This is a genomic window from Streptomyces yaizuensis, from assembly GCF_034961445.1.
GTDB lineage: Bacteria > Actinomycetota > Actinomycetes > Streptomycetales > Streptomycetaceae > Streptomyces > Streptomyces yaizuensis.
Window position 1 is genome coordinate 237,507 of sequence record NZ_BSBI01000008.1, and the last position, 26,270, is coordinate 263,776.

Consider the following 26,270-nt stretch of genomic DNA (forward strand, 5'->3'; position numbering starts at 1 on the left):
GCAGCCGCAGCCGCAGCCGGCGATCGGGCCAGTCTCCCCCACCCAGCCCGGCGCCGACCCCACGGCCCCGCACGCACCGTGAGCCGCCGGCTACCGCTCCGTGTGGTACGCCTTCTTCTCGATCAGCTTCCCGTCCCGGAAGCAGAACCGGAACACCGGCTCCGTCGTCAGCGTGTCCGTCATCTCCGACGACATCAGCACCAGGCACTCCGAGCCGTCGGGCTTCGGCGGCCCCTTCCGGTCCAGCCCCTCCGTCGTGAACGTGCCCCCCTCGGGCAGCCGGTCGCGCACCTCCCGCTCGGCGGTGCCGACCTTGATCCGGTCGTACTCCTCCGTGTCGATCATGCCCGCGTCGAATTCGTCGACCACGAGCCACAGGACCGCCCCGACCGCCATCACCACCAGGAACAGCGCCCCGATCGCGACACCGCAGCCGAGTCCGAGACCGCTGTTGCGCCCCCTGCGCATGCTCGCGTCCAGCTCGCCCATCATGATGTCCCGCCCCGCGGCGTTCCAGTCCATGGCCGGACCACCGTCCCCCGGGAGCCCGGCGGGCGGCTGCCACCGGACGTCGTCCACCGCCGCGGCCAGCGGTGTGCTCTCACCGGCGCCGTACGGCAGCACCCCCGCCACCCGGAACCCGCCGCCGTCGACGGCGCCGGCGTGCACCATCCCGCCGACCAGCCGGGCCCGCTCCCGCAGCCCGGTCAGCCCCTGTCCGCCGCTGACCACATCCCCGGCGGGCGTCCGCGGCGGGCCGCTGAGGATCTCCACGACCAGCGAATCCGGCTCGTACCGCAGCGCCACGCCTATCGGGGCCCCGGGCGCGTGCTTGTACGCGTTGGTCAGCGCCTCCTGCACGATCCGGTACGCGGCGTGGTCGGCGGCGGCGGCCAGCGGCCGGGGCTCCCCCTCGGTCCGCAGCTCCACCGTGTTCCCGGCGGCGCGGGCGGTCTCCACCAGCTCCGCGACACCGGCCGTCCCCCGGGCGGCGCGGCCCGTCTCGTCCGCGGGTCCGGGCCGGGCCGCCTCCACCCCGTCCCGGAGGATGCCGACGACCTCGCGCAGCTCGTGCATCGCGCTCACGGAGGCCGTCCGCAGCACGCCGACCGCCTCCCGCTGCCGGCCGGTCAGCTCCGGGTCGACCTCCAGCGCCCCGGTGTGCACGGCGATCAGCGCCAGCTGGTGGCCGAGGCTGTCGTGCATGTCCTGGGCGATGCGCTGGCGCTCCATGAGCCGCGCCTGGCCCGCGATCATCCGGCGCTCCCAGAGCAGCTGGGCATTGCGCTCCTGGAGCGCGTGGAGCAGTGTCTTGCGCTGCGTCCAGTAGCGGCTGACCAGGCCGGGCATGACCACCATCGCCAGATAGACGAGGGTGAGGATCACCGCGTTCGACGGAGTGAGCGGGACCCCGGCCCCGGGGTGGACGGCGAGGGCGGCCATCCCCGCGAGGTACGCGAGGGAGAAGGCGACGACGGCCCGGCGCGTACCCACGACCCGGCGGCCGGCGGACCAGCCCGCCAGCATCTGTACGAGGGCCATCCCCGGGAGCACGGTGCCCAGCAGACAGGCCACGATCAGGGCGGGTACGGGGAGCCGCCGCCGCAGCAGCGTGACGAGCCCGGCGCCGACCCCGGAGCCGGCGGTCCGGGCGGGCCCGGCGTCGAACGCCCACTCGATGAGAACCGCCAGCAGCGCCATCACCAGCGCCAGCGTCAGCTCGGCGCCCATCCGGCGGCCGGGGGCCGGTCGCTGCTGCTCGCCGCGGAGCGACCACGGCTCGGCCACGGCCAGCCAGGTCCAGCCCGCGCGCAGTCCGGCCAGGATCTTCGACGACGAGAGGTTCACATCAGCAGCGTAGGGAGCGGTCCGGCGCGGAACCGCCGACTTTCGTCCCCCGCTCCCGAGACGAAGGTCGCACCCCCGCCGGCCGGTCTGTGGCACACGTCACGCGCGACTCCGGCGCATCCAGCGGCGGACGGCCGGGAACGACCGAGGACGGGGACGGGGACGGGGAGACGGCGGGGGCGACACGCGCGGACCCGGCAGCCGCCGGACGTCCCTGTGCACGGGCACAGCAGAACGGCCGACATCGTGATCACGATGTCGGCCGTTCGACGTATTCGCGAGACATTCGAGATGTCCGCTTGGTGCGCGAGGGGGGAGTTGAACCCCCACGCCCTTTCGGGCACTGGAACCTGAATCCAGCGCGTCTGCCTATTCCGCCACCCGCGCATTGGGTGTTGTTGCTTGGTTGACCCGCCTTTTCCGGCGTGTCCCCCTGGCGACATGCAGAAGATTAGCACGCTGCGCAGGGTGGAATCACATCCGTTTGCCCGCCGCCCCCCACCGCCGCCGGAGGAACGCCCCCCGCTCGCTGGAGACGGCGGGACGGGACGACAAGACAACAGAGGGAAGGAGCCGGGAGGGAACGGAGGGACGAGACAGGGAGAGGAAACGGGGAGAACAGGTCCGGAAGGCAAACACCAGGAAGAACGCCACAGAACAGCACAGAACCGGGCAGGACCGGAGAGCACCACGCCGGGGCCGCCCCCGAGCCCCCTCCCCGCCGCCCCCGCTCCTCCCCGGCTTCCCCCGGGTGCGGGACACTGTCATCAGGCCGCCTCTACGATCCGTGTGAGAGGTGACACTCATCAACGGGGCAGACAAGGGGAACCAGCCGATTTCCCGACGCGTGGATACGATCAGTAAGCAGTATCAGGACGGCAGCAACGGAGGAGGTGCCCGATGGGAGTCCTGAAGCGTTTCGAGCAGCGTCTCGAAGGCCTGGTCAACGGCACCTTCGCCAAGGTCTTCAAGTCCGAGGTACAGCCGGTGGAGATCGCCGGTGCCCTCCAGCGCGAGTGCGACAACAACGCGACGATCTGGAATCGTGACCGGACCGTCGTCCCCAATGACTTCATCGTCGAGCTGAGCGCGCCCGACTTTGAGCGGCTGAGTCCCTACTCGGGCCAGCTCGGCGACGAGCTGGCCGGTCTCGTCCGCGACTACGCCAAGCAGCAGCGCTACACCTTCATGGGCCCCATCAAGGTCCATCTGGAGAAGGCCGACGACCTCGACACGGGTCTGTACCGGGTGCGCAGCCGCACCCTCGCGTCGAGCACGTCGCAATCGCCCGACCAGGCCGCGGCCGGCCGGGACCAGGGCGCCGACGCGCACGGCGGCGGCTTCGGGCGGCCGGCGGCCGCCGCGCCGCCCCCGATGCCCGCGGGGCCGCCCCCGGGCGCCCGCCCCGGCCTCTCCGCCGTCCCGGACCGCGCTCCGGGCGGCCCTGGTCCCGGCCCCGCGCCGGGCGGCCAGGTACGGCGCTGGATCGAGATCAACGGCACCCGCCACCAGATCTCCCGCCCGACGCTGGTGCTGGGCCGCAGCACCGAAGCCGACGTGCGGATCGACGACCCCGGCGTCTCCCGCCGGCACTGCGAGATCCGGACCGGAACGCCCTCGACGATCCAGGATCTCGGGTCCACCAACGGCATCGTGGTGGACGGGCAGCACACCACCCGCGCTACGCTCCGCGACGGCTCGCGGATCGTCGTGGGCAGCACCACCATCGTTTACCGGCAAGCCGAAGGGTGAAGCGGGGGCAATGTCAGAGCTGACCCTGACGGTCATGCGGCTGGGTTTCCTGGCCGTTCTGTGGCTGTTCGTCATCGTGGCCGTCCAGGTCATCCGCAGCGACCTATTCGGGACGCGTGTCACCCAGCGCGGCGCGCGGCGCGGCGGGGGTGAGAACCGTCCCGCCCAGCAGCCACGCCAGGCCGCTCCTCCGCAGCAGCGGCAGCAGCGCCAGCAGCCGGCCGGCCGGCAGCGCCGTGGCGCCCCGACCAAGCTGGTGGTCTCCGAGGGGAGCCTCACCGGCACCACCGTGGCGCTCCAGGGCCAGACCATCACCCTGGGCCGGGCGCACGACTCCACGATCGTGCTGGACGACGACTACGCGTCCAGCCGGCATGCCAGGATCTACCCGGACCGTGACGGCCAGTGGATCGTCGAGGACCTCGGGTCCACCAACGGCACCTACCTCGACCGGGCCCGGCTCACCACGCCGACACCGATTCCGCCGGGCACGCCGATCCGCATCGGCAAGACCGTCATCGAGCTGCGGAAGTAGTAGGACATATGACAGTGCGCGAGCGGAGCGAGCGAGCCACAGCGGTCCCCACAGCGGACCGGGACCGGCTCCCGACCGGAGGGCGGGCAGTGTGGCGCGAGACCGGCTGTACCCCGAGCCGACCGGCGAGGTGCGCATGAGCCTGTCTCTGCGCTTCGCCGCCGGATCGCACAAGGGCATGATCCGGGAGGGCAACGAGGACTCCGGCTACGCCGGTCCCCGGCTGCTCGCCATCGCCGACGGGATGGGCGGCCAGGCGGCCGGGGAGGTCGCCTCCTCGGAGGTCATCTCCACGCTCGTCCAGCTCGACGACGACGTCCCCGGCTCCGACATCCTCACCTCGCTCGGCACGGCCGTGCAGCGCGCCAACGATCAGTTGCGCCTGATGGTCGAGGAGGACCCGCAGCTGGAGGGCATGGGCACCACGCTCACCGCCCTGCTGTGGACGGGGCAGCGCCTCGGCCTGGTCCATGTCGGCGACTCCCGGGCCTACCTCCTGCGGGACGGCGTCCTCACCCAGATCACCCAGGACCACACCTGGGTGCAGCGGCTGGTGGACGAGGGCCGGATCACCGAGGAGGAGGCCACCACGCATCCGCAGCGCTCGCTGCTGATGCGCGCGCTGGGCAGCGGCGACCATGTCGAGCCCGATCTCTCCATCCGTGAGGTCCGGATCGGCGACCGCTATCTGATCTGCTCCGACGGCCTCTCCGGGGTGGTCTCGCACCAGACCCTGGAGGAGACCCTCGCGAGCTACCAGGGCCCGCAGGAGACCATCCAGAACCTGATCCAGCTCGCCCTGCGCGGCGGCGGCCCCGACAACATCACCTGCATCGTGGCCGATGTCCTGGACACCGACGCGGGCGACGCGATGGCCGGGCAGCTCAGCGACATCCCGGTGGTCGTCGGCGCGGTCGCCGAGAACCAGCTCCAGCTGAACGACGGCGGCGCCATGCAGACCCCGGCGGGCCGCGCCTCCGGTCTCGGCCGCCCCCAGCAGCAGGGCGGCTACCACGACCCGCGCGCGGGCGGCGGGGACGGCTACGACACCCCCGACGGCAGCTTCGACGCGTACACCGACGACGACTTCGTCAAGCCCGGCCGCGGCCGCACCTGGCTGAAGCGCTCGTTCTACGCCGTGCTGGCGCTCGGCGTCGTCGGCGGCAGCCTCTACGCGGGCTACCGCTGGACGCAGACGCAGTACTACGTCGGCACCAAGAGCGGCCATGTGGCGCTCTACCAGGGCATCAGCCAGGACCTGGCGTGGATCTCGCTCTCCGAGGTGAAGCGGGACCACCCCGAGATCGAACTCAAGTACCTCCCGCCCTACCAGCGCAAGCAGGTCGAGGCGACCATCGCCGAGAAGAGCCTCGACAAGGCCAGGGCGAAGATCGGCGAGCTCTCCGCGCAGGCGAACGCCTGCATGAAGGAGGAGCAGCGCCGGGAGGCGGCCGACAAGGTCGCCGCCGCGCCGCCGGCCGAGAAGACCAGCCCGTCCCCGACCCCCGGCGCCAGTGCCTCGCCGGGAGCCGAGCGGAAGCCCGAATCGAAGAAACCGACCGCTGCCTCTCCCACTCCTCCGCCGGGACCTGTCTTCTCGGAGCAGGAGCAGAAGCTGGCCTCGAACTGCGGTAAGCAGTAATCAGCCGTAGGGGGCCCTCTCCGCCATGAGCGTTGTCACCAACACCACCACGATCGGCGCCATCGAAGCACCGAGCCGCCGCAACACCGAGCTGATGCTGCTCGCCTTCGCGGTGGCCATCCCGGTCTTCGCGTACATCAACGTGGGCCTCGCCATCGACGGCGAGCTGCCCACCGGAGTCCTCGGTTACGGTCTGGGCCTCGCCCTGCTGGCCGCCATCGCCCATCTGGTGGTGCGGAAGTTCGCCAAGTACGCCGACCCGCTGCTGCTGCCGCTCGCGGTGCTGCTCAACGGGCTGGGGCTGGTGCTGATCTGGCGGCTGGACCAGTCGCCGCGGCTGATCCAGCGCGCGGAGGGCGCCTGGGGCACGTTCACCCCCGACGCGCCCAAGCAGATGCTGTACTCGGCGATCGGCGTGGCGCTCTTCGTCGGCGTACTGCTGCTCCTCAAGGACCACCGGATCCTCCAGCGGTACACCTACATCTCGATGGCGGTGGCCCTGGTCCTGCTGATGCTGCCGATGTTCTTCCCCGCCCGCAACGGCGCGAAGATCTGGATCAGCCTCGGCCCCATCAACGTCCAGCCCGGCGAGTTCGCCAAGATCATCATCGCGGTCTTCTTCTCCGGCTATCTCATGGTGAAACGGGACGCCCTGGCGCTCGCCAGCCGCCGCTTCCTCGGCCTCTATCTGCCGCGCGGCCGGGACCTCGGCCCCATCCTCGTGGTCTGGGGGATGTCGATCCTGATCCTGGTCTTCGAGACCGACCTCGGCACCTCGCTGCTGTTCTTCGGCATGTTCGTGATCATGCTGTACGTGGCCACCGAGCGGACCAGCTGGATCGTCTTCGGCCTGCTGATGTCGGCGGCCGGAGCGGTCGGCGTCGCCACCTTCGCCACCCATGTCCAGCAGCGTGTGGACGCCTGGCTCAACCCCTTCTCCGACGCGGTGTGGGGCCAGAGCGACCAGGTCGGCCAGGCCCTGATGTCCTTCGGCGCGGGCGGCACCCTGGGCACCGGCTGGGGCCAGGGCAACTCCGACCTGATCGGCTTCGCCGCCAACTCCGACTTCATCCTCTCCACCGTGGGCGAGGAGCTGGGACTCGCCGGGGTCATGGCCTTCTTCATGATCTATGGCCTGATCGTGGAGCGCGGTGTGCGCACCGCGCTCGCCGCCCGCGACCCCTTCGGCAAGCTGCTGGCGGTCGGTCTCTCCGGCGCCTTCGCCATCCAGGTCTTCGTGGTGGCCGGCGGTGTGATGGGCCTGATCCCGCTGACCGGTATGACCATGCCGTTCCTCGCGGCCGGTGGTTCCTCCGTGATCGCCAACTGGGCGCTGATCGCGATCCTGATCCGTATCAGCGACACCGCGCGCCGCCCCGCCCCCGCGCCCGCCCCGTCCCCGGACGTCGAGATGACCCAGGTGGTCCGACCGTGAACAAGCCCCTGCGCCGGATCGCGATCTTCTGTGGTGTGCTGATTCTCGCCCTGCTGGTGCGCGCCAACTGGCTCCAGTACTTCCAGGCGGACGAACTCAACGAGAACGACCGCAACCGCCGGATCAACATCGACCGGTACGCCAGCGAGCGCGGCAACATCATCGTCGACAGCAAGCCCATCACCGGGTCCATAAAGACCGACGACACCGACTTTGTCTACAAGCGGACCTATATCGACGGCCCCATGTGGGCCCCGGTGACCGGCTACGCCTCGCAGGCCTACGGCGCCAACCAGATCGAGAACCTTGAGGACGGCATCCTCTCGGGCAACTCCGACCAGCTCTTCTTCGACCGCACGATGGCGATGTTCACCGGCGACAAGAAGAAGGGCGGCAATGTCGTCACCACCCTGAACGGCGCCGCGCAGAAGGCCGCCTTCAAGGGTCTGGGCAAGAACAAGGGCGCGGTCGCCGCGCTCGACCCGCGGACCGGCAAGATCCTCGCCCTCGCCTCCACCCCCTCCTACGACCCCTCGTCCTTCGCCGGCTACAGCGGCAAGGACGAGGACCAGTGGAAGGCGCTGGAGAAGGACAAGGACAAGCCCATGCTCAACCGGGCGCTCCGCGAGATCTACCCCCCCGGCTCCACGTTCAAGGTGCTCACCGCCGCCGCCGCGCTGGAGCACGGCAAGGTGACGGACGTCGACGAGCCGACGGACACCCCCGAGCCGTACATCCTCCCGAACACCCGGACCAAGATGGACAACCTGGCCCAGGGGTGCGAGAACGTCAGCCTGAAGAAGGCGCTGGAGATCTCCTGCAACTCGGTCTTCGCCAAGCTGGCGGACGAGGTGGGCCGGGACAAGATGCTGGAGACGGCGGAGAAGTTCGGCTTCAACAAGGAGCACTTCACCCCCGTCCGCACCTCCGCCTCCGTCTACGACAAGCAGATGGAGCGCTCCGAGAACTCGCTGTCGGCGATCGGCCAGTTCAACACGGCCACCACCCCGCTCCAGATGGCGATGGTCGCGGCGGGCATCGCCAACGACGGCAAGCTGATGAAGCCGTACATGATCGACCGGCTGGAGTCGCCCGATGTCGACGTGCTCCAGCAGAACGAGCCGGAGGAGCTGAGCCGGCCGCTCTCCCAGGACACCGCGCAGCGGGTCCAGGAGCTGATGGAGAACGTCGTCGTCAACGGCAGCGGCAAGAACGCCCAGATCCCGGGCGTCAAGGTCGGCGGCAAGACCGGTACCGCCCAGCACGGCGCGAACAACAGCAAGCGCCCCTACGCCTGGTTCATCTCGTACGCCAAGACCGACGAGGGCTCCCCGGTCGCCGTCGCGGTGATCGTCGAGGACTCCGGCGGCACCGCCCGGGACGAGATCTCCGGTGGCGGTCTGGCCGCCCCGATCGCCCAGGACGTGATGGAGGCGGTTCTCAAGAAGTGACCCGGGTCACCCCCGCGGTCCGCTCCGTACGCTCCGGCCCCGCCCGGCGATACCGGTCAGGTATCAGGTGACGGTCACGGACCGGTCGGGCCGCGGGATCCCGGTAGCGTAGTCGCGAACAGCACACCGCCGGGCCATGACCCGGCACGGCGGCGGACTGACGGAGAGGGCTGGAACAGTTATGGAAGAGCCGCGTCGCCTCGGCGGGCGGTACGAACTGGGCTCGGTGCTCGGCCGCGGTGGCATGGCGGAGGTCTACCTCGCCCACGACACCAGGCTCGGCCGCACCGTCGCCGTGAAGACGCTCCGGGCGGACCTCGCCCGCGATCCGTCCTTCCAGGCCCGGTTCCGCCGTGAGGCCCAGTCGGCCGCCTCGCTCAACCATCCTGCGATCGTCGCGGTCTACGACACCGGCGAGGACTACGTCGACGGGGTCTCCATCCCGTACATCGTGATGGAGTACGTCGACGGCTCCACGCTCAGGGAACTGCTGCACTCCGGCCGCAAGCTGCTGCCCGAGCGCACGCTGGAGATGACGATCGGCATCCTTCAGGCCCTGGAGTACTCGCACCGGAACAACATCGTCCACCGGGACATCAAGCCGGCGAACGTGATGCTCACCCGGACCGGCCAGGTCAAGGTGATGGACTTCGGCATCGCGCGCGCCATGGGCGACGCCGGGATGACGATGACACAGACGTCCGCCGTCATCGGCACCGCGCAGTACCTCTCCCCGGAGCAGGCCAAGGGCGAGCAGGTCGACGCCCGCTCCGACCTCTACTCCACCGGCTGTCTGCTGTACGAGCTGCTGACCGTGCGCCCGCCGTTCATCGGCGACTCGCCGGTCGCGGTGGCGTACCAGCATGTCCGCGAGGAGCCGCAGCCGCCGTCCAACTTCGATCCCGAGATCACGCCCGAGATGGACGCCATCGTCCTGAAGGCGCTGGTCAAGGACCCCGACTACCGCTACCAGTCGGCGGACGAGATGCGCGCCGACATCGAGGCGTGCCTCGACGGGCAGCCGGTCGCCGCCACGGCCGCGATGGGCGCGGTCGGCTACGGCGGATACGGGGGGTACGCGCCGGAGGAGCAGCCCACGACGGCCATGCGGCCCACCGACCCGGCGGCCGCCCAGACCTCGATGCTCCCGCCGGTCAACCCGGACGACGGGGGCTTCAACGGCTACGACGACGGGCGCGGGCGGCGCGGCCGGCAGCGCAAGTCCAGTACGTCGACGGTGCTCCTCGTGGTGGCGGGCGTCCTGGTGCTGATCGGCGCGATCCTCATCGGCCGGTCCCTCTTCGACAACGACGCGAAGCCCGGTGACGTGGATGTGCCGATCCTCGTGGGCAAGACCCCCGCGCAGGCGGAGGAGCTGGCCCTCAACGCCGACGTCAAGGTCTCGCAGTCCGGCGCGGAGCGGTGCGACCAGCCGAAGGGCAGGATCTGTAGCCAGAGCCCGGCCGACGGCTCCATGGCCAAGGGCGACACGGTGACCTATGTGCTCTCCGAGGGCGCTCCCCAGGTGGAGGTGCCCGATGTCACGGAGAAGTCCGTGGAGAGCGCGCGGGAGCAGCTGACCCGCAAGGGCTTCAAGGTGAAGATCACCTCGACGGAGTCCTCCGAGGGCGACCCGGGCACGGTCCTCGAACAGAGCCCGGGCGGCTCCAGCATGGCCGAGAAGAATTCGACGGTGACGCTCACCGTGGCGCAGCAGGTCATGCGGACCGTGCCGCCGGTCGAGCAGAAGCAGCTCGCGGACGCCCAGAGCCAGCTCCAGATCGTCGGTTTCCAGGTCAATGTCGAGTACGTGGACTCGGACCAGCCCAAGGACCAGGTCATCAGCCAGGACCCGAAGGGGAGCACCCGGGCCGGCGAGGGCACCACGGTGACGCTCAAGGTCTCCAAGGGCCCCGAGCAGGTCGCCCCGGTGCCGCTGATCCAGGGGAAGACGCTGGCCGAGGCGCGGCAGCTGCTGTCGCAGGCGGGTCTGGAGCTGGGCACGGTCACCGGGCCGAACTCGGACGGCGCCCAGGTCGTGACGCAGCTCCCGCAGGCCGGCCAGCAGCCGGGCGAGGACAAGAAGGTCAGCGTCGTCACCATGGACCTCGGGGGCGGCAACCAGGGCAACCAGGGCGGCGACAACAACGGGAACAGCGGGAATCCCGGGGACCAGGGCGACGGCGAGGAGTCCGACGGCGGCGACGGCGGCTGGTTCGGCGGAGCGCTGGGCGGCCGCTAGAGGCTGTACGACGGTACGGGACGGCCCCGGCACCCCTTGGTGGGTGCCGGGGCCGTCCCGCGTCCGTACACGGCCGTCCAGGGCCGGCCAGGGCCGGCCGGGCGGGGGTGGGGTGAGGCGTCGGGTGGGGCGCGCGGTCAGCGCAGTTCGGCCGGCTGGGTGCGGTCCTTGTCGACCTTCACCTCGCGGACCAGCTCGCCCCAGACGATGTACCGGTAGTCCGAGGTGTAGATCGGCGTGCAGGTCGTCAGGGTGATGTACCGGCCCGGCGCCTTCTTCCCGGACTGCGCGGGGACCGGCGTGAGCACGTCCACGTTGTACTTCGACGTCTGCGGCAGGATCTTGTGGACGCGGTAGACGTACCAGGTGTCCCGGGTCTCGAAGACGATCGGGTCGCCCTGGTCGAGCTTGTGGATGTTGTGGAACTTGGCGCCGTGTCCGTCGCGGTGCGCGGCCAGGGTGAAGTTGCCCTTCTTCTCCCAGGGCAGGGCGGACTTCACCGGCTCCGTGTAGTAGCCCGCGACACCGTCGTTGAGCTGGTCGGGGGTGGTCCCCTTCTTCACCAGCACCTCGTCCTTGTCCATCGCGGGCACATGGAGGAAGCCGATGCCGTCCTTGGTGTCGAGCGCGCCGGGCCCCGCCGGCCCTGCCGGATCCGGGCCCGGTGCCTTCTTCGCCCAGCCGTCGCGGATCCGGTCGGCCTGCCGCGCGGACTCCCGGTCGGCGAGGACGTTGGTCCACCACAGGGAGTAGACGACGAAGAGGCCGAGGACGACCCCCGCGGTGATCAGCAGCTCACCGAAGAGGCTGATGACACCGGCGATCCGGCTGCGCGTACGTGACACTGCATCGTTCCCGTCTGGGCCCGGGGGCCCGTCCTGGGCCTCTCCGGGGCCTCTCCTGGGCCTGTCCGACCGCCCCTAGCCTACGAGCGCGTCCGGTTTCCCCTTGTCCCGCGGGCGTTCCTCGACCAGCTTGCCCCAGACGATCATCCGGTAGGTGCTGGTGAACTCCGGGGTGCAGGTGGTGAGGGTGATGTACCGGCCAGGACGGCTGAAACCCGAGCCCGGCGGGACCGCGCGGAGCACCTGGACATTGGAGGGCGGGGTCTGCGGCAGGATGCTCGCCATGGCGTAGGTGTAGTACGCGTCCCGGGTCTCGACCACGATGGGATCGCCGGGGTCGAGGCGGTTGAGGTAGCGGAAGGGCTCGCCGTGGGTGTTGCGGTGGCCCGCGACCGCGAAGTTGCCGCTCCTGGCCGAGGGGAGCGGGGTCCTGAGGCGGCCCTCGCTGTAGTGGCCGACCATGCCCCGGTCGAGGACCTTCTTCTTGTCGATGCCGGCGGCGACCGGGACGACGACGTCCAACTTGGGGATGTACATGATCGCGAAGCCCTCGCCGGGCTTGAAGGCCCCGGGGGCGCGGCCCGCCGCCCAGGACCGCTGGATCCTGTCCTTCTCCTGGTCGGCCTGCTGACCGGCGAGGACGTTGGTCCACCAGAGCTGGTAGGTGACAAAGAGCAGCATCACCACGCCGAGGGTGATGAAGACCTCGCCGAGGGCCCTGCTGACGACGACGGCGGGGCTGTCCCGGGCCGCGCGCGCGGCCCTGCGGCGCTCGGCCCGGCCGGGCCCGCGCCCCGGCACCGGTTCCCGCTCCGCTTCCGGCTCGGGGGGCGGGTCGTAGGCGGGGGGCGCGTGCTCCGGTTCCGCGTATCCCGGTGACGGGTACGCCTGCGATACGTACCCCGGTGACGGGTACGCCTGCGGCGCATACCCCTGCGGTACGTATCCCTGAGGTGCGTATCCCTGGGGCTGGTACCCCTGGGGTACGTACGGCTGCTGCCCGGCGGCCGGGGCCTCCTGCTGTCCGTACCAGGGCTGTTCGCCGTACCAGGGCTGCTGGGCGTATCCCTGGACCGGCTGCTGCGGATACCAGGCCCCCGAGGGCTGCGGCTGCTGTGGCTGCTGCGGTGGGGGTTGCTGCGGCTGTCCCGCGTACCCCTCCTGCCCCTGCCCCTGCTCGTGCCCGTAGCCGTAGCCATGGCCGTGTGCGTGGCCCTGCCCGTGCTCGTACCCGTACCCGTACCCGTACGCCGTCAGGGGGTCGTACCCCTCCTCAGGACGCCGGTCGGTCACGCCAGGGCCTTGCCCACCACCGGGGCGAGCCCCGCCGAGCGCCGGACCGCCTCCGTGTCGCCGCACTGTTCCAGCCAGTTGGCGAGCATCAGATGGCCGTGCTCGGTGAGGACGGACTCGGGGTGGAACTGCACGCCCTCGACGGCCAGTTCCCGGTGGCGCAGGCCCATGATGATGCCGTCCTCGGTCCTGGCCGTGACCTCCAGCTCCGCCGGGAGCGCGGACGGCTCGGCCGCCAGCGAGTGGTAACGGGTGGCGGTGAAGGGCGAGGGCAGACCGGCGAAGACGCCCTTGCCCTCATGGGTGACCGGGGAGGTCTTGCCGTGCAGCAGCTCGGGGGCGCGGTTCACGACCCCGCCGTAGGCCACCGCCATCGACTGCATGCCGAGGCAGACCCCGAAGACGGGCACCCCCGTGGCGGCGCAGTGCCGGACCATGTCGATGCAGATGCCCGCCTGCTCGGGGGCGCCGGGGCCGGGGGAGAGCAGGACGCCGGCGAAGCCGTCCTGGGCATGGGCGAGGGCGACCTCGTCGTTGCGGACCACCTCGCACTCGGCACCGAGCTGGTAGAGGTACTGGACGAGGTTGAAGACAAAGCTGTCGTAGTTGTCGACGACCAGGATGCGTGCGCTCATCAGGGGGTTTCCTCTTCGCCTGCGGCGCCGGCGCCACCATCGCCCGCCCCGTCGACCGTGACATCGTTGAACGGGAGCAGCGGCTCGGCCCAGGGGAAGACGTACTGGAACAGTCCGTACACCACCGCCAGCAGCAGGGCGAGCGAGATCAGCGCCCGTACCCACGCGTTGCCCGGCAGATGCCGCCAGATCCAGCCGTACAAGGCCGTGCCCCTTTCCGTTCGGTACCGCTCCAGACTAAGGGCCGCGGGGGGCTGGTGGGTCAGTCCCGGAGAGCTGCTGGTTCACCGGCGGTAACAGGACGGGTTTCGGCCAGCCTGGCCCAGACGATGAGGCGGTGGCTGCTGCCCCACTCCGGTTCGCAGGTGGTGAGGGTGAGATATCGGCCGGGGCGGCTGAAAGGAGACTTCGCGGGCACGGGGTCGATCACCCCGATGTCGGTGGGGACCGTGCGGTACGGGCCGCGGGCGACGCGGTACGTGTACCAGGTCGTGCCGTCGGTGAGGACCACGGCGTCGCCGGGGCGCAGCCGGGGGACGTCCTTGAAGGGGTCGCCGTAGGTGCGGCGGTGGCCGGCGACGGCGAAGTTGCCGGTGCGGCCGGGGGCGGCGGTGCCGCTGTAGTGGCCGAGTCCCCTTTTGAGGGTGTCGACCCCGGTGCCCGCCAGGACCGGCCAGTCCCAGTCGCGGCCGAAGCGGGGGACGTACATGACGGCGAAGGGTTCGCCGGGGCGGTAGCGGGGGGTCCGGGGCGGGGTGGGAGCGGCCGGGGCGGTCCGGGCCGCCGGTGTGCGGGTGAGCCTGGGCCCGGGGGTGGCCGGCGGGCTCGCCGGGCCGGTGGTGCCCGGGGCACCGGAGGGGGCCGGTACGGGGGCCGGGGTGCCGGGGGGCACGGCCGGGGCCTCGATCCGGCCCAGGGCCCAGCGGTCGCGCAGCCGGTCCAGTTCGGCGTCGGCCGCGTCGGCCGCCTTGATACCCGTCCAGTGGACGACGTACACGACGAAGAGCAGGATCACGAGGCCGGCCGTGATGCACAGCTCGCTGAGGAACCGGACGGCCCGTCGCACCGGGCGTGACATCGCCGCACCCCCCGTCTGCCCGTCCCCTGGTCCGGTGGCGCCGGCGGGCCGATCGGGTCAGGCCGGGTCCTCGCCCAGGGGCTTCGCGTGGTGGAGATCCACTGTGCCCGAGTAGCCGGGAAGAGTCACCGTCTCGCGCTCGTCGAGTTTCCAGCCGAGCCCGTACGCCTTCACGTAGAGCTGGTAGTTCTGGAGCGCCGCGGAGGCGTCCAGGGCCCTCTCCAGCCGGTCCCGGTCCCCCACGGCGGTGATCTTGTACGGCGGGGAGTAGACGCGGCCCTGGAGGATCAGGGTGTTGCCGACGCAGCGCACGGCGCTGGTGGAGATCAGCCGCTGGTCCATGACCTGGATGCCGCGGGCCCCGCCCTGCCACAGGGCGTTGACGACGGCCTGGAGGTCCTGCTGGTGGATCACGAGGTCGTTGGCCTGCGGCTCGGGGTAGCCGGGGGCGGCGCGCGCGTTCGGCGGGGCGTCGTCGAGGGTGACGGTCAGGCCCTGGCCGCGCACCTCCTTGGTCCCGGCGGCCTTCTCCAGCGCGCCCAGGCGGGCGTCCTCCGCCTCGGTGGAGCCGTCGTCGCGGTCGGCGAGGGAGTCGACCCGGCCGCGCAGGGCCGCCGTGGACTCCTCCAGGTCGCCGTTGCGGGCGCTGCGCTCCTGGACCAGGTCGGAGAGCTTCAGCAGGGAGTCGTCCGTGCGCAGATCGGTGCCCCGGGCGGTGTTGAAACTGGTGACGAAGATCAGTCCGGCGAGGGCGAAGACAGCAGCGGTGAGCAGTCGGCCGGTCCGTCTTCTGAGAAGGTGGACCCGCCCTGGCCTGGAGTTGGCGGAATTGCTCAACGTACCCTTATCTCCTCAGGCGCCGCGGAAGCACTACGCTAACGGACGCCCGGGGGAGGCAGTGGTCCCTGTCGCTCCAGCCCCGGACGCCAGCCACAGTTCCCTGCGCGGTCACGCAGCGCATCGACAGGAGAGTCCCTCGTGCCGAAGTCACGTATCCGCAAGAAGGCCGACTTCACGCCGCCCCCGGCGAACCGGCAGGCGGCCACCATCAAGCTGACGAACCGCAACTGGGTCGCCCCGGTCATGCTCGGCCTGTTCCTTGTCGGACTGGCCTGGATCGTCCTCTTCTATGTGACCGAGGGCGATCTGCCGATCAAGTCGATCGGCGACTGGAACATCGTCGTGGGCTTCGGCTTCATCGCCGCCGGCTTCGGTGTCTCCACCCAGTGGAAGTAGTTATCCACAACAGTTGTCCACAGTGGGGAAAAGGTCAGACGATCTGTGGATAACCTTTCGCCAGGTTGACGCCGGTGTGATCGCAGCCGTCATCCGGGTGAGTGTGCCCGCCCCTTGTCCCCTCTGGGAAAACCCGGATCGGCGACAAGGGGCACACCTGTTCCCCACAGCGTGCGCGCGCTCCGTCGCTCACGGTCAAACACTGTGGACAACCATGGGGAAAGACCTCCCGGGGACCGTCCTTCGCCCCCTCCGGGGCCCGGTCCGCCGGGTCCCGGAAGCGGCTGGCAGGACGTACGGATCAGGGGTACGGCAGGGGTACGGATCAGGTCAGCGCGGCCGTTCTGATCAGCACCGCCGCCACCAGGCCCAGCAGGACCGCCCCGCAGACGGCGCCCTGGACCAGCGTGCGGTGCTTCCGGGGCGCGTAGACCATGGCGGCGGCGATCGCCCCGCCCGTCAGCAAGCCGCCGATGTGCCCCTCCCAGGAGATGTCCGGGCGGGCGAACGTGAGCACCAGGCTCACCCCGAGGATCAGCACCACCGGCCGCATGTCCAGCTGGATCCGCCGGGCCAGCACCACGAACGCGCCCATCAGGCCGAAAATCGCCCCTGATGCCCCGAGCGAGGGCTGATTCGGCGCGGCGACCACATAGGCGAGCACGCTGCCGCCGAGCCCGGAGAGCAGATAGAGGGCGAGGTAGCGGGACCGGCCGAGCGCGGGCTCCACCATCCGGCCCAGGAACCAGAGCCCGAGCAGGTTGAAGAGGATGTGCGACAGCTCCTGGTGCAGGAAGGCCGCCGTCAGCAGGCGGTACCACTGGTCGTGGGCGACCCCCACCACCTCGCCGAGCTGGGGGCTGAACGCGTACCCGATCAGCTCCAGCCGGGAGACGAACCGCTCCCCCAGCGCCAGCACCAGGGCGAAGACGGCGACATTGAGGCCGACCAGGACCTTGGTGACCAGGAAGGAGTCGTCGTGGACGGCGCCGCCGGCGATCGTGCGCGGGCGCTGCGCCGCCGGGTCGTGGCCGGTCCCCGAGCCGGTGCGGACGCACTCCGGGCACTGGAAGCCGACGGACGCGCTGATCATGCACTCCGTACAGATCGGGCGTTCGCAGCGGGTGCAGCTGATGCCCGTCTCACTGCCCGGGTGCCGGTAGCAGTGGGGCAGCCGCGGGGTGTCCCGCGGCTCCTGCGGTCCCTGCGGCTCGCGCGGGCCGCCCGGCGCCTGTTCCATGAGCTACCTCACCCTTCCGGATCCTCCGTGCAACACAACCGCCCCGTCCATCCAGACGGATGGACGGGGCGCGTTTGTTCCCTCCGCCCACCGCGACGGGCGCGAACCGGCCCGCGCGGGAGAAGGGGGGATCAGCCCTCGCGGGTCTCCACGACGACGGACTCGATCACGACGTCGTTGACCGGGCGGTCGTTGCGCGGGTTGGTGTCGGCCTTCGCGATGGCGTCCACGACCTTCTTGCCGGCCTCGGTGCTGACCTCGCCGAAGATGGTGTGCTTGCCGGTCAGCCAGGTGGTGGGGCTGACGGTGATGAAGAACTGCGAGCCGTTGGTGCCCGGGCCGGCGTTGGCCATGGCCAGCAGGTACGGCTTGGTGAAGGCCAGCTCCGGGTGGAACTCGTCGGCGAACTTGTAGCCCGGGCCCCCGGTGCCGTTGCCCAGCGGGTCGCCGCCCTGGAGCATGAAGCCCTCGATGACCCGGTGGAAGACCGTGCCGTCGTAGAGGCGGGCGGTGGTCTTCTGACCCGTGTTGGGGTCGACCCACTCGCGAGCGCCGGTGGCCAGCTCGACGAAGTTCTTGACCGTCTTCGGCGCGTGGTTCGGCAGCAGCCGGATCTCGATGTCGCCGTGGTTGGTCTTCAGGGTGGCGTAAAGCTGCTCGGCCACGGTCCTGCCTTCCGTATCTGCGGGGTACTGCTCCGGTCGCCCACGATCCTCGCACGGAAGGGCCACGCACGTGGAAATGGCTCCTGGCGGCTCCCGGGGCGGATGACCCGGTTGCCCACACCGCATGCCGGGCAGACGGTCAGCGGGCATGATGTGCCAGCAGACGGAAAGGTGAAATGTACTGAACCGGGGGACCACTGCAAGCCCCCGCACCGCCCCCGAGGAGGAGGTTCCCCGTGACCCGCATGGACAGCGTGCGCGCCGCGACCGATTCGGCCAGGGAGAGCGTGCTGCACGCCGCGGAAGTGGTGGCGCCCTACGCGGGTACGGCCCGTGACCAGGCCGCGCACTATGCGCACGAGGCGCACGCAAGGATCGCCCCGAAGGTCTCCGAGGCCACTCACCGGGCCCGTCTCCAGGCCCGTCATCAGTACGACGCCCGTGTGGCGCCGCATGTGCCGCCCGCCGTGGACGACGCCGCTCACCGGGCCGCCGTACGGGCCCGCAGGGCCGCGCGTCAGGCGACCGACTACACCAAACCCCGCGTGGAGCACGCGGTGGCCGCCGCCGGTCCCGCCCGGGACGAGGCGCTGGCCCGTTCCTCCGCCGCGCTGGCCGCGCTGCGCGGTCAGGTGACGGCGAAGGAAGTGCGGAAGCTGGTACGGAAGCACGAGCGGCACTCGAAGGCCGCCCACGCCGGGAAGGTGCTGCTGATCGTCGGCGCCGTGGCAGCCGCCGGCTTCGCGCTCTGGACGTGGTGGGACCGGCAGGCCAACCCCGACTGGCTGGTGGAGCCGCCGGCGGCGACCGACACGGGTGACGAGGGCCGGCTGACGTCCGTCGACGGCAGCCCGGAGGCGGCACAGGCCGGTGGCGGGCCGTCGGCACGTGAGGAAGGAACGGCGGAGGGGCGGAACGGGAGCCGCTGACAGCGCCGAGGCCACTGAGGCCACTGGATGCGCCGGTGGCTCTGGTGGCGCTGGTGGCACTGGTTGGCGGAGCGTGTCCGGCCTTCCGTGGTCTGCGGATGGCCGGTGGTCCGCGGACGGTCCGTGACCGCAGGGCGAAGGCTGTTTCCGGCCGGTGGCCGGGAAGCTCCTCCGTCACCCTGACCGTCACCCCGAGCGCAGTGGACGGTTCCGCTGCCGCGGGACCTGCCCGGGCCCCTCATGCCGCCGTCGTCAGCCATGCGCGGTCCGCCGTGCGCTCCGCGCTGCCGGGGCGGATCGACCGGCTGACGACCGTCACCGAGCCGGAGTCCAGCGACAACGGGTCGAGCGAGGGCAGCTTGCGGACCGACGGCGACGTGTTGTGGGCCTCGGCCCGGATCCGCTGCTTGATGGTGGGCGGCAGCGAACGGGCGCGGGCACCGGGGCTCCAGCGGCTCTGCGCGGGCACCTTCGGCCGGGCGGCGGATCGCGCCGCGCTCCTGACCGAGGTCTTCGCCGACGTCCTGGCCCGGGTGGGCACGGGAACGGCAACGGGTACGGAGTCGCGGACCGGTGCCGTCCGTGTGGTGCGGGTGGCGCGTGCGGTACGTGCGGTGGGCCTGCCCTCGGGGCGGTCCGCCGCCGGCCGTCCGGCGGGTCTGCGGCTGGCCGGTACGGTCCGGCGTGCCGCCGACGCCCGTACCGTCGTACGGGGATGGGTGCGCCGTGCGGTCCGGTGCGCGGTGGCCGGGCCGGCGACGACCGGTTCGGCTCCCGGATCCGGATCCGGGAGCGCGGCGTCGGCGGCCGGGGCCGGACCGGCGGCCGTGGGGACGGGCGGCAGACCGGGAGCCGCCGGGGCGGCGGCCTCGCGGGTGGTGAGGACGTTGCTCAGCCCCATCCGGGTGAGCAGCGCGACAAGAGCGGTGACCAGCGCGGTCCACAGATTTCTGACCGTGACGGAAGCCATGACCCCTCGCTTTCGGGTTGGGCGATCTACATACATTCCTCATGATGTGGATGCGCCCCGAGTTGCGAAGGACCGACGCAGCCGCTAAGCGGTTCTTCCGATGAACACCACCCGTACGGACCACTCCGGGTGCGGAAACCGCCCCGCTGTGACGGCCGCCGGACCGTGGGCCGGGAGCCGTGGACCGGGAGCCGGAGGCCGGGGCCGGGGCCGGGGTCGACAGGGTGGGCCCCGGCGCCCCGGCCCACGGCGCGCGGGTCACTTCCGGTCGTCGTCCCCGGGGCGCTCGCGCAGCTCGTCCACGACGACCGCCTTCCCCCGCGAACTCTGGCCGGTGACCGTGCCCGCCTTGAGCCCGAACCTGTCCTCCAGCAGGACGGTCCGCTCGCCCAGCGGCTCGTAGGTCTTCCGGTCGAAGATCCACTCAGTGCGTTCGAGACCGTTGTCCGAGGTCATGGCGACGGCCAGGCCCTCGCGTCCCTCCGCGTCCCGGGCCTTCTCCACCAGCCCGACCCCGGGGATCATGGCGGCGGCCCGGTAGAGCGCGGCCGACAGCTCCGGCGACACGAGCTGCTTGCGCAGCAGGTCGCCGATGGTCACGAAGGCCTGCTCGTCGTCGCTGTTCCCGCCCTGACGCTCGTCGTAGATCTTCTTGAGCAGGGCCTTGGGGTCGGTCGGCAGCGTCTTGAGGTAGTTGTAGGACGGCGAGTTCAGGCCGGGCCTGAACTTCGCGTCGCTCAGGGTCTCCCCCTTCGGCGCGTTCACCCCCTGCTCGATGTACCAGGCCTGCTTCCCGTCGGGCGAGAACCAGTCCTCGCGGGTGTGCGGACGGGCCACCCGGGCCTTCGGATCGCCGTTCTCGTCGGAACTGCCCTCGGCGTAGGCCACCGTGCTCTTGATGTAGACGTACTGGTCGTCGCGGGGCACCGGGATCTTCTTCCGGGCGGCGACGTCCGAGATCCGGTCCATGGTGGCGGCCACCTGTTCGGCGGTGCCGGGGGCCATGCTGATCTCCTCCTGCCGCCCGCCGCCGTCCGAGCCGTTCAGTACGCCGGTGAGCAGGACCCCGGCCAGGGCGCAGGCAGTGACGGGCACGGCGATGAGCAGACGGCGCCGGAGCCGGCGGACAGGGGACACGGGGGCGGTCGTGGCGGCCGGGTCGATCTCTCGCATCAGATGCTCCTCCAGGATTCGTCGGCGGTCGTCCGGCAGATCCGGGTCACCGGGCGCGGGCAGCAGCCGTGCCAGCTCCGCCGGGTCGAGCGGCTCCTCGTGCCGTCGCCAGGGGGTGCGGTTCATCGGGTTCTCTCCTCGTTCGACCTGGCCACTCGGGTGCGGCCACCCGGTACTTGTCCGTTGCGCCGTGCGGGTTCCGTACTTTCCCCACCGGGTCCGGCGGCCCCGACCCGGGACGGGGGTACGGGGGTCGGGGGCGCGGGGGTCGGGGGAACGGGCCGTTCCAGTTCCTCCTGTGCCAGAGCGCGCAGGCGTGTGCGGGCGCGGGAGAGGCGGGAGCGGACGGTGCCCACGGGGATCCCGAGCGCCGCCGCCGCCTCCGTGTACTCCAGGCCGGACCAGACGCAGAGGGTGAAGACCTCGCGGTCGGCGCGGCGCAGCCGCCCCAGGGCCCGCTGTGCGGCGGCGAGCCGCGCGGTGTCGGTGAGCCGCCCGACGATCTCGTCGGCGAAGTCGGGCACGGTGTCCCGTAACGGGATCCGGGCGAGGGCCGCCCGGTGCCGGCGGGCGGCGCGGGTGGTGTTGCGCAGCACGTTGACCGCGATGCCCATCAGCCAGGGGCGGGGCCCGTCCCCCTCGTCCCGCAGCCGGTGGCGCAGCCGCCATGCCTCCAGGAACGTCAGCGAGACGACGTCCTCGGCGAGGGAGCGGTCACCGGTGGTCCGTACGGCGTGCCGGTAGACGAGCGGGGCATGGGCGGCGAACAGCTCCCGGAAGACGGACGGGTCCCCGTCGCGTATGCGGGCGTGTGTCGAATAGTCCACATGACTGGTTGTCCGGTGCACGCGAAGGGGTTCCCGTGATCCGGGTCACATGATCGCGGCGTCACGGTGTCCGGGCGGCGGGCCCGGACACCCGGGCCTGAAGGCACTCCTCCAGGAAGCCGAGGGCCCGCAGATGGTAGGCGCGGGCGGCCCAGCCCAGGCTGATGTTGTGGCCGGCGGCGGGCTGGCGGTCGATCAGCAGCCGGTCCGCGGACAGCAGTCCGGACAGTTCTTCCAGGGCCTCCGGGTCGTGCCGCCACCAGCCCTCGTGTTCGGCGAAGGTGAGCCGGACGGGGACGCGGACCCCGGCGGCCACGGTGGGGAAGGTCCGCTCCCAGCGGGCCGCCTCGGCCGCCTCGCGCAGCGGCATCGGGGCGACCACGGAGCCGGCGAGGGCGAAGGTCTGCGGCGGATAGAGCGTCAGCGGGCCCCAGTTCAGCCGGGGTCCCCCATGCCCGCCGAACGCGGGCGGGCCGCCGTTGGGCGGCGGAGCCGCGTAGCGGTGGCCGCAGCCCGAGATGTCGATGCCGACGAGGTCGTCGTGGAGTCCGCGCGCGGCGGCGGTCAGAGCCAGTTTGCCGCCGTACGAGTGGGCGACGACGAACACCCCGGCCCCGAGCGGGCTCCGGCCGGCGTGGTCGTCCAGAGCCCTGCGCAGGGTGGCGGCCTGTTCGGCGAGGGTCGCCCCGTCGGGCAGTGCGGCCGCGGAGGAGCCGTATCCGGGCCGGTCCACGGCGAGGACGGTGTAGCCGAGCGCGGCGCCCAGGGTGAGCAGGGAGAGGCCGGGGTGGGCCTGCCCGTCGAAGTAGGCGGCGGTCATTCCGCCGCCGTGCAGGGCGAGGATCGTGGCGCGGGGCGGTCCGTCCGCCTCGGCGAGCAGGGCGGAGAGGGTGGGCCCGCCCGCGTCCAGCGCGATACGGCGGACGCCTGCGGAGTGGGGTGGGCGGGACAGGGCTCCTCCTCCTGCACGGACGGGCGGCCCGGACGGCGGCCGCCCGGGTGGCCGGCGCCGACGGTCGGCACCGGCGGCCGGCACCGGCGCGGGACTGCCGGCCGGCACCGACGGCTTGGGACTGGCGGGACGGCTCATCAGCAGCGTACGGCGGTGCACGGGTACGCCGCTGGAGCGCACCGCCCGCCCGGGGAGGCGGGCAGATCGGGCGGGTGGGGCGGACGGGCAGGCCGGGCGGGTCAGGAGTTCGCGGGGGACTCGTCCGGGAAGATCTTGGTGATCACGGTGCCGTCCTCGGTGACATAGCCGTGCAGCATCCCCGGGCTGCTGTGCGGGGCGTCGAAAGTGCCGCGCGGGTCGAGGGCGATCACCCCGCCCTGGCCGCCGAGCCGGGGCAGCCGCCGCACGACCACCTCGTGGGCGGCGGCGGCCACGCCCAGGCCCTTGAACTCGATCAGATGGGAGAGGGTGGAGGTGGCCGCGCCCCGGATGAAGACCTCGCCGGCGCCGGTGGCGCTCGCGGCGACGGTCCGGTTGTCGGCGTAGGTCCCGGCGCCGATCAGCGGGGAGTCGCCGATCCGGCCGGGCAGCTTGTTGGTCAGCCCGCCGGTGGAGGTCGCCGCCGCCAGGTCGCCCCCGCTGTCGAGCGCGACCGCTCCGACCGTGCCTTGGGAGTGCGCGCCGTCGGGGTCGGCCGGGGCGCGCCGGGCCTTCCCGTCCGCCCCCCGCGTACCGGTGGCCCCGCCCGCCTCGGCCTCCTTGGCCCGCAGCAGCGCGTCCCACCGGGCCTGCGTCCAGTAGTAGTCCTGGGTGACGGTGCGCAGCCCGTGCCGGGCGCCGAAGTCGTCGGCGCCCTCGCCGGAGAGCAGGACGTGCTTCGACTTCTCCATCACCAGCCGGGCGCCCTCGATGGGGTTGCGCAGGCCGCGCACCCCGGCGACGGCACCCGCCGCGAGGTCGGAGCCGCGCATGATCGAGGCGTCCAGCTCGTGCCCGGCGTCGGCGGTGAAGACGGCGCCCTTGCCCGCGTTGAACAGGGGGTTGTCCTCCAGCTTGCGGACGGCCTCCTCGACGGCGGAGAGGCTGTCGCCGCCCCGGGCCAGCACCCGGTGCCCGGCCCGGAGCGCTTCCCCGAGTCCGTCGCGGTACGCCTTCTCGCGCTCGGGTGTCGTCGTCTCCCGGTCGAGTGCGGCTCCGGCGCCGCCGTGCACGGCGATCACCACATTCCGGGCGTCGGGGCGGGGCTTGCCCGGCCGCTGGGGCGGTTCCCGGTCCTGGGCCGCGGCCTCCTGTCCCCTCCCCGGGTCCGCCGCACCGGGCACCACGGCGAGAGTCGCGGTCACCACGGCGGCGGCGAGCAGGGCGGACACCGGCCAGGTGGCTGATCGGCGCGGGCGGATACGCATCGGGCACTCCTCGGTCCGGGGGTGAGGGACGCTCCCGGCGAGCGTACTGACATGCCCATGTCGTAACTAGGGTGCCCGACCACCCCCCACGGACCCACGGACCCACGGACCCACGGACCCACAGGTCTACGGCCCACTGGTCTACGGGTCGATGTCTCCTCCCGTCCGCGCGAAGTGGTCGGTGAACCTCAGCAGCGCGTCGTTGGCGCGCTCGGCACCGACCGTCACCCTGACGCCCTCGCCCTGCACCGCGCGGACGAGCAGACCGCCGCGGGCCGCCGCCGCAGCGAACTCCGCGGCCCCGGTCCGCATCGGCAGCCAGCAGAAGTTCGCCGCCGACGGCACGACGTCCCAGCCCTGCCCGCCGAGTTCCTCCGTGATGCGGTCCCGTTCCGCGATGACCCGGTCCACGTACCGCATCACCTCGGACCTGCGGTCGAGTACGGTCCGCGCCGCCGTCTCCGCGACCGTGCTCACCGAGAACGGCAGCAGCCTCTCGCGCAGCGCCCGTGCCGTCCGGGGCGCGGCGAGCGCGTAGCCGATCCGCAGCCCGGCCAGTCCGTACGCCTTCGAGAAGGAGCGCAGCACCACCACATGGGGCAGGTCCCGGTATATCCGGCAGCCGTCCGGGGTGTCCCGGCCCCGGGCGAATTCGATGTAGGCCTCGTCCAGGACGACACAGACGTGTTCCGGTATCCCCCGGAGGAATGCGAGCATCTCCGTCCCGCCCAGAGCGGTCCCGGTCGGATTGTGCGGATTGCAGAGCAGCACGGCCCGCGTATCGGCGGTGACGCTCTCCAGCATGCGCGCCAGGTCGTGCCGGTGGTCCTTCAGCGGAATCTCCACCGGTTTCGCCCCGGCGGACGCGACGACCATGCGATAGGCGTCGAACGACGGCCAGGCGTACACCACCTCGCCGTGCTGCGGCGCCGCCCACTGCACGACATGCTGGAGAATCGCCGCCGACCCCGGACCCACGACGACATCGGCTTCCGGTACGGAATGGACACCGGCGATGGCCTCGGTCAGTTCCCGGGAGAAGGGATCGGGGTAGCGGTTCACCCCGCGGAGCGAGTCCAACAGGACTTCGCCCAGGTCAGGGACGGGGACATGCGGCATCTCATTGAGGGAGAGCCGATGCCCGCCGCCGGGCTGGACAGAGCCGACGACTCCGGTCATGACCATCCTTCCTCCGTGTTCACGGCCGGCCCCGGGGATTCCGGTCCGGCGCCGACCGCCAGGCCGGGTGACAGTGCGCCAGGCCGGCGGAAATCCTTATCCGGTCGGCGCGGAGAGCGCGTTGTCGATGAATTCCGTGGTGTCCGTCAGCGCGCGCTCCCGGTCCAGGTCGTGGAGGATCCCGTGCAGAGCGCCCGGATAGATCTGCTCCGCGAGATGGAATCCACGGATCTTCTCGATTCCGCTCCTGGTCTCCTCCAGTTGGGCCAGCGGATCGCCGCCGCCGTGCAGCCAGAGCGTCGGCAGAAAGGCCAGACTCCCCGCGCCGCTGATCCGGTCCAGACAGGTGACGACCGATTCCAGGGTCCGGCGGACGAAGGCGCCGTGCCAGATCAGCGGGTCCTCGTTGTAACGGGCCGCCTCGGCGGGGTCCCGGGACATCACCGCGCCGACGTCGATCGGCATCTCGGGGATCTCCTCGAACGCCAGCAGCGCCGTCGCGGTGTGCCAGGAACCGAGGACGGGGGCGACGAGGACGAGTGCCGCCAGGGCGTCGGGCACGCGCTGCGCGTACCGCGTCGCCACCATGCCGCCGATCGAGTGCCCGATCATGACCACCGGCAGACCGGGGTGTTCGGAGCGCGCCAGGTCCACCACCGTGCCGAGGTCGTCGACGAGGTCCTCGTACTCCTCCACGAGGGCGCGCCGGCCGCCGGAGAGGCCGCTGCCCAGGTGGTCCGGCGCGTACACGGCGGCGCCGTGCCGGTTCAGGACACCGGCCATGTCCCCGTACCGGCCCGCGTGGTCGGCGTAGCCGTGCACGAAGACGGCGACGTACCGGGGGGACGGGTGGGGCCAGATGTGCGTATGGATCGGGTGACGGACACCGGCGAACCGTCGGCCGGTCTCTTCAGACATCGTTCTCACTCTCCATCAG

Annotated in this window: 24 protein-coding genes and 1 tRNA gene; 8 read left to right on the forward strand and 17 right to left on the reverse strand. The window is 71.6% G+C overall.

From position 1 onward, the window contains the following. Positions 1–90 precede the first annotated feature (90 nt). Complete coding sequence (locus tag SYYSPA8_RS20555) at positions 91–1,848, reverse strand: sensor histidine kinase (protein ID WP_323448697.1); 1,758 nt, start codon at positions 1,846–1,848, stop codon at positions 91–93. A gap of 300 nt (positions 1,849–2,148) precedes the next feature. Next, positions 2,149–2,235 (reverse strand) — tRNA-Leu (locus tag SYYSPA8_RS20560). Positions 2,236–2,748: 513 nt separating this feature from the next. On the opposite strand from SYYSPA8_RS20560, the gene SYYSPA8_RS20565 reads away from it, so the two are divergent. From SYYSPA8_RS20565 to pknB, 6 genes are all read left to right on the forward strand, one after another. Further along, positions 2,749–3,600, forward strand: a complete 852-nt coding sequence (locus SYYSPA8_RS20565; protein WP_323448698.1) for a DUF3662 and FHA domain-containing protein — start codon at positions 2,749–2,751, stop codon at positions 3,598–3,600. Between the two features lie 10 nt (positions 3,601–3,610). Beyond that, the gene (locus tag SYYSPA8_RS20570) at positions 3,611–4,135 is read left to right on the forward strand and encodes an FHA domain-containing protein FhaB/FipA (RefSeq protein WP_323448699.1); all 525 of its coding nucleotides are present in this window, start codon (positions 3,611–3,613) and stop codon (positions 4,133–4,135) included. 136 nt (positions 4,136–4,271) lie between these two features. Continuing rightward, positions 4,272–5,777: a PP2C family protein-serine/threonine phosphatase gene (locus SYYSPA8_RS20575; protein WP_407706041.1), complete on the forward strand. Its 1,506-nt coding sequence runs from the start codon at positions 4,272–4,274 to the stop codon at positions 5,775–5,777. A 25-nt stretch (positions 5,778–5,802) separates the two neighbouring features. Next, positions 5,803–7,212, forward strand: a complete 1,410-nt coding sequence (locus SYYSPA8_RS20580) for an FtsW/RodA/SpoVE family cell cycle protein (RefSeq protein WP_323448701.1) — start codon at positions 5,803–5,805, stop codon at positions 7,210–7,212. Continuing rightward, a complete protein-coding gene (locus SYYSPA8_RS20585) occupies positions 7,209–8,663 on the forward strand; it encodes a peptidoglycan D,D-transpeptidase FtsI family protein (protein WP_323448702.1) in 1,455 nt (484 codons plus the stop codon). The genes SYYSPA8_RS20580 and SYYSPA8_RS20585 overlap by 4 nt, the downstream gene beginning before the upstream one ends. Positions 8,664–8,844: 181 nt before the next feature. Then, positions 8,845–10,905: a Stk1 family PASTA domain-containing Ser/Thr kinase gene (gene pknB, locus SYYSPA8_RS20590; RefSeq protein WP_323448703.1), complete on the forward strand. Its 2,061-nt coding sequence runs from the start codon at positions 8,845–8,847 to the stop codon at positions 10,903–10,905. A 137-nt stretch (positions 10,906–11,042) separates the two neighbouring features. Here pknB and SYYSPA8_RS20595 read toward each other — a convergent pair whose 3' ends face one another. The 6 genes from SYYSPA8_RS20595 to SYYSPA8_RS20620 all read right to left on the reverse strand — a co-directional run bounded on the left by SYYSPA8_RS20595 (position 11,043) and on the right by SYYSPA8_RS20620 (position 15,593). Further along, entirely contained in the window at positions 11,043–11,750 is a 708-nt protein-coding gene (locus SYYSPA8_RS20595) for a class E sortase (RefSeq protein WP_323448704.1), read from the reverse strand. Positions 11,751–11,825: 75 nt separating this feature from the next. Continuing rightward, a complete protein-coding gene (locus SYYSPA8_RS20600) occupies positions 11,826–13,043 on the reverse strand; it encodes a class E sortase (protein WP_323448705.1) in 1,218 nt (405 codons plus the stop codon). Further along, the gene (locus SYYSPA8_RS20605; RefSeq protein WP_323448706.1) at positions 13,040–13,678 is read right to left on the reverse strand and encodes an aminodeoxychorismate/anthranilate synthase component II; all 639 of its coding nucleotides are present in this window, start codon (positions 13,676–13,678) and stop codon (positions 13,040–13,042) included. The genes SYYSPA8_RS20600 and SYYSPA8_RS20605 overlap by 4 nt, the downstream gene beginning before the upstream one ends. Next, positions 13,678–13,881, reverse strand: coding sequence for a hypothetical protein (locus SYYSPA8_RS20610; RefSeq protein WP_323448707.1), 204 nt, complete (start codon positions 13,879–13,881; stop codon positions 13,678–13,680). Before SYYSPA8_RS20610 ends, SYYSPA8_RS20605 begins: the two co-directional genes overlap by 1 nt. A 59-nt stretch (positions 13,882–13,940) precedes the next feature. Then, positions 13,941–14,756 (reverse strand): class E sortase, encoded by an 816-nt coding sequence (locus SYYSPA8_RS20615; protein WP_323448708.1) that lies wholly within the window; start codon positions 14,754–14,756, stop codon positions 13,941–13,943. A gap of 57 nt (positions 14,757–14,813) precedes the next feature. Then, positions 14,814–15,593: a DUF881 domain-containing protein gene (locus SYYSPA8_RS20620; RefSeq protein WP_323448709.1), complete on the reverse strand. Its 780-nt coding sequence runs from the start codon at positions 15,591–15,593 to the stop codon at positions 14,814–14,816. Between the two features lie 141 nt (positions 15,594–15,734). Here SYYSPA8_RS20620 and crgA point away from each other — a divergent pair, with 141 nt between their 5' ends. Then, the gene (gene crgA / locus SYYSPA8_RS20625) at positions 15,735–15,992 is read left to right on the forward strand and encodes a cell division protein CrgA (protein ID WP_323448710.1); all 258 of its coding nucleotides are present in this window, start codon (positions 15,735–15,737) and stop codon (positions 15,990–15,992) included. 325 nt (positions 15,993–16,317) lie between these two features. Here the strand turns inward: crgA and SYYSPA8_RS20630 are convergent, their stop codons facing one another. Next, the gene (locus SYYSPA8_RS20630) at positions 16,318–17,232 is read right to left on the reverse strand and encodes a rhomboid family intramembrane serine protease (RefSeq protein ID WP_323448711.1); all 915 of its coding nucleotides are present in this window, start codon (positions 17,230–17,232) and stop codon (positions 16,318–16,320) included. A 131-nt stretch (positions 17,233–17,363) separates the two neighbouring features. Continuing rightward, on the reverse strand, positions 17,364–17,897 hold the full coding sequence (locus SYYSPA8_RS20635; RefSeq protein WP_323448712.1) for a peptidylprolyl isomerase: 534 nt from the start codon (positions 17,895–17,897) through the stop codon (positions 17,364–17,366). A gap of 236 nt (positions 17,898–18,133) precedes the next feature. Here SYYSPA8_RS20635 and SYYSPA8_RS20640 point away from each other — a divergent pair, with 236 nt between their 5' ends. Next, positions 18,134–18,826 carry a DUF5324 family protein gene (locus tag SYYSPA8_RS20640; RefSeq protein ID WP_323448713.1) on the forward strand — a complete coding sequence of 231 codons (693 nt, stop codon included), beginning with the start codon at positions 18,134–18,136 and terminating at the stop codon, positions 18,824–18,826. A 238-nt stretch (positions 18,827–19,064) separates the two neighbouring features. On the opposite strand, the gene SYYSPA8_RS20645 is transcribed toward SYYSPA8_RS20640, so the two are convergent. The 7 genes from SYYSPA8_RS20645 to SYYSPA8_RS20675 all read right to left on the reverse strand — a co-directional run bounded on the left by SYYSPA8_RS20645 (position 19,065) and on the right by SYYSPA8_RS20675 (position 26,251). Beyond that, positions 19,065–19,796 (reverse strand): DUF6344 domain-containing protein, encoded by a 732-nt coding sequence (locus tag SYYSPA8_RS20645; RefSeq protein WP_323448714.1) that lies wholly within the window; start codon positions 19,794–19,796, stop codon positions 19,065–19,067. Between the two features lie 258 nt (positions 19,797–20,054). Further along, positions 20,055–21,095 (reverse strand): CU044_5270 family protein, encoded by a 1,041-nt coding sequence (locus SYYSPA8_RS20650; protein ID WP_323448715.1) that lies wholly within the window; start codon positions 21,093–21,095, stop codon positions 20,055–20,057. Then, complete coding sequence (locus SYYSPA8_RS20655) at positions 21,092–21,796, reverse strand: RNA polymerase sigma factor (RefSeq protein ID WP_323448716.1); 705 nt, start codon at positions 21,794–21,796, stop codon at positions 21,092–21,094. Before SYYSPA8_RS20655 ends, SYYSPA8_RS20650 begins: the two co-directional genes overlap by 4 nt. Positions 21,797–21,857: 61 nt before the next feature. Then, positions 21,858–22,886, reverse strand: coding sequence for an alpha/beta hydrolase (locus tag SYYSPA8_RS20660; protein WP_323448717.1), 1,029 nt, complete (start codon positions 22,884–22,886; stop codon positions 21,858–21,860). 101 nt (positions 22,887–22,987) lie between these two features. Then, positions 22,988–24,154, reverse strand: coding sequence for an isoaspartyl peptidase/L-asparaginase family protein (locus tag SYYSPA8_RS20665; RefSeq protein WP_323448718.1), 1,167 nt, complete (start codon positions 24,152–24,154; stop codon positions 22,988–22,990). Between the two features lie 141 nt (positions 24,155–24,295). Then, positions 24,296–25,333 carry an aminotransferase class I/II-fold pyridoxal phosphate-dependent enzyme gene (locus SYYSPA8_RS20670; protein WP_323448719.1) on the reverse strand — a complete coding sequence of 346 codons (1,038 nt, stop codon included), beginning with the start codon at positions 25,331–25,333 and terminating at the stop codon, positions 24,296–24,298. A gap of 96 nt (positions 25,334–25,429) precedes the next feature. Beyond that, positions 25,430–26,251: an alpha/beta fold hydrolase gene (locus SYYSPA8_RS20675; protein ID WP_323448720.1), complete on the reverse strand. Its 822-nt coding sequence runs from the start codon at positions 26,249–26,251 to the stop codon at positions 25,430–25,432. Positions 26,252–26,270 lie beyond the last annotated feature (19 nt).